This window comes from Streptomyces sp. WM6386 (assembly GCF_000972385.1).
In the GTDB taxonomy this organism is placed as follows: domain Bacteria; phylum Actinomycetota; class Actinomycetes; order Streptomycetales; family Streptomycetaceae; genus Streptomyces.
The window spans coordinates 1-8443 of sequence record NZ_JXTE01000129.1 but is presented as its reverse complement, the minus strand read 5'-3'; the positions used below and the strand labels follow the sequence as shown (position 1 = coordinate 8443).

Annotated in this window: 7 protein-coding genes; 3 read left to right on the top strand and 4 right to left on the bottom strand. The window is 70.5% G+C overall.

Going from position 1 to position 8443, the window contains the following annotated elements; genetic code table 11:
* Positions 1-202: 202 nt before the first annotated feature.
* Together TN53_RS39675 and TN53_RS39670 are read left to right on the top strand one after the other, a co-directional pair.
* Positions 203-889 (top strand): hypothetical protein, encoded by a 687-nt coding sequence (locus tag TN53_RS39675; RefSeq protein WP_046263715.1) that lies wholly within the window; start codon positions 203-205, stop codon positions 887-889.
* Between the two features lie 58 nt (positions 890-947).
* Complete coding sequence (locus TN53_RS39670) at positions 948-3002, top strand: hypothetical protein (RefSeq protein WP_046263714.1); 2055 nt, start codon at positions 948-950, stop codon at positions 3000-3002.
* 187 nt (positions 3003-3189) lie between these two features.
* On the opposite strand, the gene TN53_RS48745 is transcribed toward TN53_RS39670, so the two are convergent.
* The gene (locus TN53_RS48745) at positions 3190-3651 is read right to left on the bottom strand and encodes a hypothetical protein (RefSeq protein WP_234441812.1); all 462 of its coding nucleotides are present in this window, start codon (positions 3649-3651) and stop codon (positions 3190-3192) included.
* Positions 3652-4141: 490 nt separating this feature from the next.
* On the opposite strand from TN53_RS48745, the gene TN53_RS39660 reads away from it, so the two are divergent.
* A complete protein-coding gene (locus TN53_RS39660; RefSeq protein ID WP_420719161.1) occupies positions 4142-6532 on the top strand; it encodes a lamin tail domain-containing protein in 2391 nt (796 codons plus the stop codon).
* Positions 6533-6641: 109 nt separating this feature from the next.
* Here TN53_RS39660 and TN53_RS39655 read toward each other — a convergent pair whose 3' ends face one another.
* The 3 genes from TN53_RS39655 to TN53_RS39645 all read right to left on the bottom strand — a co-directional run bounded on the left by TN53_RS39655 (position 6642) and on the right by TN53_RS39645 (position 8169).
* Positions 6642-7181, bottom strand: a complete 540-nt coding sequence (locus tag TN53_RS39655; protein WP_046263716.1) for a Uma2 family endonuclease — start codon at positions 7179-7181, stop codon at positions 6642-6644.
* Positions 7182-7342: 161 nt separating this feature from the next.
* Positions 7343-7876 carry a hypothetical protein gene (locus TN53_RS39650; protein ID WP_046263712.1) on the bottom strand — a complete coding sequence of 178 codons (534 nt, stop codon included), beginning with the start codon at positions 7874-7876 and terminating at the stop codon, positions 7343-7345.
* Entirely contained in the window at positions 7876-8169 is a 294-nt protein-coding gene (locus tag TN53_RS39645) for a winged helix-turn-helix domain-containing protein (RefSeq protein ID WP_046263711.1), read from the bottom strand. The genes TN53_RS39650 and TN53_RS39645 overlap by 1 nt, the downstream gene beginning before the upstream one ends.
* Positions 8170-8443 lie beyond the last annotated feature (274 nt).

Sequence of the window (8443 nt, the reverse complement as noted above, 5' to 3'; positions counted from 1 at the left end):
CCCCCCGGCATATCCCCGATGAGGGAGTGGCAGATGTGTCCCACGCTCGACCTCACCCACCTGCGGTTTTGCCTGCCGCGACAAAACAAATCTGCCAATCACTGTCGCCGGGGCGCCGAGAGGGCGCCCGGCGGTGTCGTCTATCGCTCCGGGGGCCGGCGCCGGACCGAGCCCTGCACCCAAGGTCTGCCAAGGAGTCCCGATGACAGCACCGTCCCGCGCCACCCATCGCTGGCAACCCGCCCCCGGCGAGCACGAACTCGCCCGCGCCCCGGTCTCCTTCGCCACCGGCGCCGCCGACCGCGTGGCAGGGCGACGTTGGTTCCGCGACGCCGAACGCCAGGACATCCAGGGGGAGTTGCCCGGCTGGCCGGCAGGGCCGACGCACCGGCTCCGCTCAAGGGTGATCATCGCGTTGAGCACGACCGCGCAGGTCGTCTTCGCGCTCGCGCTCATCGCCCTCGCCGCGGTGCTCGGCGGCACAGGAGTCGGCCCCAGCGCCTCCGAGCGCCTCGGTAAACCGGAGGACCCCGAGAACGAGACGCAGGACTTCCCCGTCCTGTGGGCCGCCCCCGGCAGCCTCGCCCGCACCCTCCCCTGGCAGCTCGACCCCGCCCGCCGCCCGGACACCGACGTCATCCACGCCGTACTGACCGACCGCCGCCTCCTCGTCCTGGGCGCCCTCGACGACCCGGGGGAACCGTGGGAAGAGGTGCTGTGGGAAACCGAGTTGAGCGGCATCGCCACCGTGGAGCGCAGAAGGTTCAGCACCGCGCGACGCGACTTCCGGATCGTGTTCACGGACGGCTCCTGGTGCCGGCTCACCTCCCTCGACGGCGAACGACTGCTCACCCACCTCGTGCCGCCTCAGAACACCGTTTCGCACTAGCGAAGTCCCCCAGTAGAGTGCCGCGCGTGACAGCAGGCGGGAACGGGGGCGCACGGCGATGAGGGCGGCAACGAAGAAGAACGGTGCGTTCAGAGCTCGGCTCCTCACCCTTCTCGCCCTGCTCATCGCGGCGTTCGCGACCGCCACGCCCGCCGCCCGGGGCGCCACCTCCACGGACCCCCAGGCCGCCTATCTCGCCGCCCGGCTCCGCACCGACCCGGTCTACGTCACCGACCAACTCCCCCGCGAGATACCGCGGTCCACCGCTCCCGACTTTGCGAAACTCGCCCAGCGCACCGGCGTACCGACCTACGTCCTCGTCCTCCCGGCCCAGGCCACCACCGGCGTGGGCCTGCTCGACGCGGTCCAAGAGCGTCTCGGCAAGGACGGCCTGTACGTACTGATCGACGAGTCGACGGTCACGGAGGCCAAGGCATACGGAGTACCGGCCCCGGCGGAGGACGCGGCGACAGTCGCCTTCTACGAACTCCCCTATGACGCGGGCCCGTTGCGCAGCTTCGAACGCTTCGCCGACGCCATCGCGCAGGGCGCCGAGAAGGCCGCGGCCCGCGCGGAGGCGGCACGCGAGAAGTACGGCGAGGGCGACGAACCGGCCGACCTGTACATCGGCCCGTCCGACCGCGAGAACCAGTCGACCCTCACGGGCATGGCGGTCACGGGCGTACCCCTGCTGATGCTGCTGCTGGTTCCTTATGTACGGCGATGGTGGCGCCGCCGCCCCGGAGCGGCCCCCCGCAAGCAGACGAAGGGCGAGTCGAAGTCCTCCGGGATCTGGATCCTCGGCGCACTCGCCCTGGCCACCGCCGTAGCGATCGCCCTCACCGCCCCCCTCGTCTTCGACCAGACCAGGTCGAGCGCCTCACCCCCGCCCAGGGCGATCGACCTCAACGCCCGCCTCGACCGCGTGGCGAAGGGCCTGGCCGAGGGCCCGGTGTACGCGGACCCGGAGAGCCCCCGGGTACTGGACGCGGCACAGCTGGCCCAACTGCACAGCCGTATCGAGAAGTTCAGTTCCTCCAAGGGCGGCGGCCCGGTCTTCGTCGCGCTCGTCCCGCAGATCTACGAGGACGAGTCCCAGGCGGACGAGGAGGCCTTCGCGGCGGCGGCCCGCGACAAGCTCGGCGGCAAGGACGGCGTCTATATCGTCGCCGACCCGTTGGACGGCTATATCGACGTCTTCAACTACGGCCTGGGACTGGACACTTACAGCGCCTTCTTCGACCTCCCGGAGTCCATCTCGTACGGGGACGCGAAGTCGGACGAGGCCGACGACCACCTCCTGGGCGAACGTCTCGACGACCTGATGGTCATCCTCGACAAGACCGCCCGCACGGACGAGCCGACCACCCCCGGCGACCCGTACCCGGTCACGGACCCGATCGCCGAGGACGAGCTGCGCCCGCTCTACTACGGCGAGTTCTGGTCGGGCCTGTTCCTGGGTGTCCTCGCCGCGCTCCTGTTCTTCGGCCTCGCGGCGGCCGTCCTGGGCATCGCCCGCACACTGCTGCGGCGCCGCAATCCGGTGCCGCTCCCCACCTCCGCGCTGCCCCAAGTCTCCCCGGCGGCACCATCGTTGGCGTATCTGCGCGAGACGGCGAAGACCGAGATCCGCGCCATGACCACCGCCTTCGGCACCGGCGAGACCGCGGACGCCCGGTCCCTCGACCGCTACGAGGCGACGATGGTGCTGGTCGACGAAGCCTCCGCGGCGGGCGGCTCGGGCGAAGACCTCGACACCCTCCGCCCCGCCGCCCTCGTCGTGATCATCGTCCTCGCCCGAGCCACCCGCGCCGCCCTCGCCGGCGAAGACACCACCCGCTGCTGCGGCGTGAACCCCCTGCACGGCCCGGCGAAGTCCAGCCGCCACGTACGGGTGTCGTCCGAGGGCAGCCGCCGCAGGATGCTCCCGCTCTGCGACCGCTGCCTCAACGACACGGCCCCGAACGACTACCCCGCCCTGCTGCTGACACTGCCGGGCCCGGACGACGAGTCGGAACGCACCCCGTACCACGAGGACGACCTGCTCTCCGCCGTCCCCGAAGGCTTCACCAAGCTCGGCCGCAAGGTGCGGGAGTCGGCACACGTCCACTGACGCGGGGCGCGTCGGTCGCTCCGCCGCACCACCTGGCGCCCGCCGGGCCGCCGGGACCGCGCACGAGTGGCGACCTGCGGTACCTGCACGACGGCCCCTCCGCTATCGGCGCGCCCCTGAGGTCCTCCCGTCGGCGAGGAAGGGCGGCCGCGTGTTGCCGTGGCGGCAAGGATGACGCGGGGCGACCTCACTCGCACCAGCGACTGTCCTCCCGATCCGCGGTGATCTCGACCTGCAGGGTCCCTTCGTCCGGCCCCCAGACCGTCAGATACCCGGTCGTATCGCCGACCGATTTCGTGAAGCAGTCCCCGGCCACGGCCCGCCAGCCCTGCGCGGACGCCCTGTCCCGGTAGTGCTGGAGCGCGCTCTGCGGGGACCCGTCGTACGCGTAGGACCTCCCGGCGACCACGAACCGATCGTCGTCATCGCACTCCTGATACGACTCCCCGCCCCTGCTCCCGTCCGGCGGCACCTCCAGCACGGACTCGCCCGCCAGTACCTCCCCGAGCCGCTCCTCCGCGTCCCCGCACCCGTACGCGAACAGCAGGTCCCCGGCCGGAGACCCCACCACGACATACCCGGCCGTACCCAGCAGCCCGCCTGCGGCCACCAGCGCGGCCACCGTTTTCCCCACCCTGTGCATACGCATGGCGGGGGACGTTAGCGCACGACGGAGGCCTGGGGGGCGCCGCCCACGGCCCACTACCGCTGCCGCGCCGCGCGGCTCTTCCCCGCCGGTGCCCCTCCGATCCAGCCGGGCACGCGCACGATTCCCCACGCACCCGCGGCGATCCCGAACCCGCCGTTCACCCGAGACCGACTGCCGGCCCTCTCAGCCCCGTACGCCCGATCCCAACGACTCTGCCGCACCCACCCGTTCCCAGGATTTAACCTCCGCCCTCTTGGCGCCCCCACTTCTACGCGCGTAACTTGAGCCGACTCCCCACGGTCCCCCCACGCCCCCGCCACAAGTACCGCCGACCGAAGGCGCGTTGCCGCACCCGCCGTCCGACGTCCGATCCGAGGAGACCGCCAGCGTGTCCAGCCCCGATGGAAGACCCCACGAGGAAAGCAGCTCTCGCGAGGGAAGCAGCCCGCACGAGCGAAGAGGCCCCCGTGCCCGCCGCGCCGCCTACCCGCTGATAGCCGTGGGCGCGGTGGGCGCGCTCGCGCTGACCGCCCTCCCCGCCTGGACCGCCGTCGCCGCCCCGTCGGCCACCGCGGTGATCTCTGAGGTGTACGGCGGCGGAGGCAATTCGGGAGCCACCCTGACCCGGGACTTCGTCGAGCTCGCCAACGCGGGCTCCGAGGTCTTCGACCTGTCGGCCTACAGCGTGCAGTACCTGCCGGGCACCGCCTCCGCGAGTTCGCAGTGGCAGGTCACCGCCCTCAGCGGTTCACTCGCCGCCGGTGGCCACTACCTGGTCGGCGAAGGCACCGGCAGCGGCGGTACGACGGCCCTGCCGACCCCCGACGCCGCCGGCTCCATCGCGATGAGCGCCACCACCGGCACCATCGCCCTCGTCTCCGGCACCACCGCGCTGACCTGCAAGACCGCCGCGGACTGCACGGCCGACAGCCGGGTCCTCGACGTCGTGGGCTACGGCACCGCGGTCGTCCGCGAGGGCAGCGGCCCCGCGACCGGCGCCTCCAACACCGCCTCGGTCGCCCGCGCCGACTCCCTGGCCGACACGGACGACAACGCGACGGATCTCACCGCCGCCACCCCCTCGCCGGTCAACTCGGCGGGCCAGACCCCGGATTCGGGCGGCGGCGAAGGCGGTGGCGGTGGCGGTACGACGGACCCGGGAACCGTCCGCGTCCACGACATCCAGGGCACCACGCGCCTCTCGCCGTACGCCGGCAAGGCGGTCACTCGCGTCCCCGGCATCGTGACCGGCGTCCGCACGAGCGGCTCGAAGGGCTACTGGATCCAGGACCCGGAGGCGGACGCCGACGCCCGTACCAGCGAGGGCGTCTTCGTCTACACGGGTTCGACCACCCCGACGGTGGCGGTCGGCGACTCGGTCCTGGTCACCGGCCGGGTCACCGAGTACCACCCGAGCAGCACCAGCCAGTCGGTCACGGAGATCACGGGCCCCACGGCGACGGTCGTCTCGGCCGGCAACGCCCTCCCGGAGCCGGTGAAGCTGGACGGGACGACGATCCCGGACGCGTACACGCCCGAGGCGGACGGAGGCAGCATCGAAGCGCTGGCTCTCGAACCGGGGTCGTACGCCCTGGACTTCTTCGAGTCCCTGGAAGGCATGCGTACGACGTTCACGGACGCGCGTGTGGTCGGCGCGACGGACGCGTACGACGAGCTGTGGGTGACGGTCAAGCCCGACGAGCACCCGACGAAGCGCGGCGGCACCCTCTACTCCTCCTACGCCGAGCCCAACACGGGCCGGGTGAAGGTGGCGTCGCTGGACACGACGGGCCCCGTGGCGAACGTCGGCGACGAGCTGTCCGGCACGACGACCGGCCCGCTCGACTACTCCACGTTCGGCGGCTACATCGTCCAGGCCACGCAGCTCGGCACACTGGCCTCCGAGGGGCTGAAGCAGGAGGTGACCCGCCGCCAGAAGGGCGACGAGCTGGCGGTGGCGACGTACAACGTCGAGAACCTCGACGCGTTGGACCCCCAGGGGAAGTTCGACCGCCTGGCGGCAGGAGTGGCCGTCAACCTCAACTCCCCCGACATCGTGGCCCTGGAGGAGATCCAGGACGACAACGGCGCGACGAACGACGGCACGGTGACGTCCGAGGAGACGCTGACGAGGTTCACCACCGCGATCCGCGCGGCCGGCGGCCCCCGCTACTCCTGGCGTTACATCGCCCCCGCGAACAACCAGGACGGCGGCGAGCCCGGCGGCAACATCCGCCAGGTGTTCCTCTTCAACCCCAAGCGCGTCTCCTTCACGGACCGCGCGGGCGGCGACGCGACGACGGCGACGAGCGTGGTGAAGACGAGGAAGGGCGCGCACCTCACGTACTCCCCCGGCCGCATCAACCCGACGAGCGACGCGTGGGACAGCAGCCGCAAGCCGCTGGTGGGCGAGTTCGTCTTCCACGGCGAACCGGTCTTCGTCATCGCCAACCACTTCACCTCCAAGGGCGGCGACCAGCCCCTCCACGGCCGCTACCAGCAGCCCGCCCGCAGCTCGGAAACCCAGCGCGCGGCACAGGCGGCTGAGGTGAACACCTTCGTCAAGTCCCTGCTGGCGGCCGACAAGGACGCCAAGGCGGTGGTCCTGGGCGATCTGAACGACTTCGAGTTCTCCCGGACGGTGACGACGCTGACCTCCGGCGGCGTCCTTCGTCCCCTGATCACGACCCTCCCGCCCGCGGAGCGCTACACCTACGTCTACGACGGCAACTCCCAGACCCTGGACCACACCCTGACGACCCCCGCGGTCACCCACTTCGACTACGACGTGGTCCACATCAACGCGGAGTTCGCGGACCAGGCGAGCGATCACGATCCGCAGATCGTGCGCATCGATGTGAGCCGGTGCCGGGGGCACTGACCGGCTGATGTGACCGACTGAGGGTTCGGGCCGCCGCCCCGTTCCTGGATGGGCTGATGTCCGTTCGGGGGCGGGGCGGTTGGCGTGGGAGCTCAACCGATCTCGGGCGTCACACCCCAGTGCCGCCACGCGTAGGAAACGTACTGGTGTCGATCTCCACGCGTTCTCCGGTGGCCAGGGTGAAGCCGACCGGCTGGCCGTACGGAGTCTCGACGACTCTCCCGTACCCGGAGGCGTGCGGCTCCGACATCAGCGTGACCGTCTTCTTGAACGGGTCGGCGATCATGTAGAAGTCGATGCCGAAGCGCCCGTACTTCTGAACGTTCCGGACGTAGTCCTTCTCGTCCTCCGGCTCCGAAGGAACCTCGACCACGGCCAGCACATCCAGGCAGGAGTAGCTGTTCTTCCGACGCTCGGCGTCGAAGCCAACGACCGTCAGATCCGGGGCGGCGTCGTTCTCGCCGGGAAACGTGATGAGTACGTCCCCGAAGACACGTTCCCGGGCGATCCCAGCAGCCTTCACCGCGTCCTTGACGTCGGAGACGGTCCAGTCCTGCTCCGGGCTCTGCGGAGTCATGATCACCCTGCCGTCGAAGACCTCGACCTTGTATCCCTCAGGGATGCCGCCCCGCTCGATCAGGTCGCTCATGATGGACACGGCCGCTCACCTCCTACGGGCATTATGGCGGGTGCGGCGCCACAGGGTCCTCGTGCCGGAGTCCACGAGCGCTGAGGGCGCGGAACCGTACGAGGCAGAGGAGCCCTCATCAACCTCAGGTGCGCGCTTCCTGTCCGTTGCCACCAACGCCCTTAGAACCGTTCTTCCGGAAGTACACCGAGCGGTACTCCCGCGTCCTTCGCCTTGTCCCCCACCACGAGTTGGTCGGCGTAACCGGCCTCGGTCCACACCAGCTTCTTGAACTGCTCCGGGGTGAGCAGCCCCTGCCACGGGGTGCTGCCAGGGCAGAACACCGAGGTGCAGCCGTAGCAGTAGTGAGCGGGCCGCCACAGCCGCTCCGCGCGCGGAATCCCGGCCTCGGCAGCAGCCTTCTCGCGCCGGTCGTCGCGAACGACCGCGAAGGTAGCGAAGAAGCAGACGAGAGCGAGCAGCGCACCGCCGGCCATGTACAGAGGCTTGTCCTGCTGAACGCCCGTGTACGCGAGGGCGATGCCGATCCCGGTCAGCACCATGCCCTCCAGGAAGTGCACCCATCCGTCGCCGGCCTTGTCCGGCCCGGGCGCCAGCCGACCGAACAGATCGTCGCGCGCCGCGCCCTTTCCGCTGCGAGCCTGGGAAACCGCCCGCGTCTCGGCGCTGCCGCACCCCGGACACACGACCACCATCACTGCCCACCTTCGCCGTCTGCGGGTTCGTCCAACTCGGCGGGGTACGCGACGAACGTGCCCTTGGCGGGGAGGGTGATTACGAGGCCGCGTTCGCGGAGTTCGCGGGTGGCGCGACGGGCGGTCAGATGCGCGACGCCGTACTCCGCAGCAAGGTCTCGCTCCCCGGGCAGTCGCGCCCCGGGCCGAAGCTCCCCCGTGGCGATCCGCTCGGCAATGTGGTCGGCCATCTGCATGTAGACATACGCGATCTTGTTCGGGTCGATCGGCGACTGACCTGGATCTGGCGTCATATCGAACAACGTACGACAGTACCCAGTTCCACGTATGGGTGGAGTGCGCCCAACCGCTATACACCTCCCATGTGCACCCAGTAGCGTGCTTGTCACAGAACAGACCCCGGCGACGGAGGCAACCGTCCCGGGGCGCGGCCAACGCTTACCAGGAGCGCCGACATGCTGGACCTTACCGTCCGGGCCCTTGCCTGGATCCTGACCCTGTGCACCCCACGCCCGAAGGGCCGCCACCGCCTCGGCACCCTGCCACCCCTGCGCTACATCCCCACCC

What these genes read in the sequence shown, in the direction of transcription:
- TN53_RS39645 (WP_046263711.1), bottom strand. Translation starts at nt 8,169, where the DNA reads ATGACGCCAGATCCAGGTCAGTCGCCGATCGACCCGAACAAGATCGCG.
- TN53_RS39670 (WP_046263714.1), top strand. Translation starts at nt 948, where the DNA reads ATGAGGGCGGCAACGAAGAAGAACGGTGCGTTCAGAGCTCGGCTCCTC.
- TN53_RS48745 (WP_234441812.1), bottom strand. Translation starts at nt 3,651, where the DNA reads ATGCGTATGCACAGGGTGGGGAAAACGGTGGCCGCGCTGGTGGCCGCA.
- TN53_RS39675 (WP_046263715.1), top strand. Translation starts at nt 203, where the DNA reads ATGACAGCACCGTCCCGCGCCACCCATCGCTGGCAACCCGCCCCCGGC.
- TN53_RS39650 (WP_046263712.1), bottom strand. Translation starts at nt 7,876, where the DNA reads ATGGTGGTCGTGTGTCCGGGGTGCGGCAGCGCCGAGACGCGGGCGGTT.
- TN53_RS39655 (WP_046263716.1), bottom strand. Translation starts at nt 7,181, where the DNA reads ATGAGCGACCTGATCGAGCGGGGCGGCATCCCTGAGGGATACAAGGTC.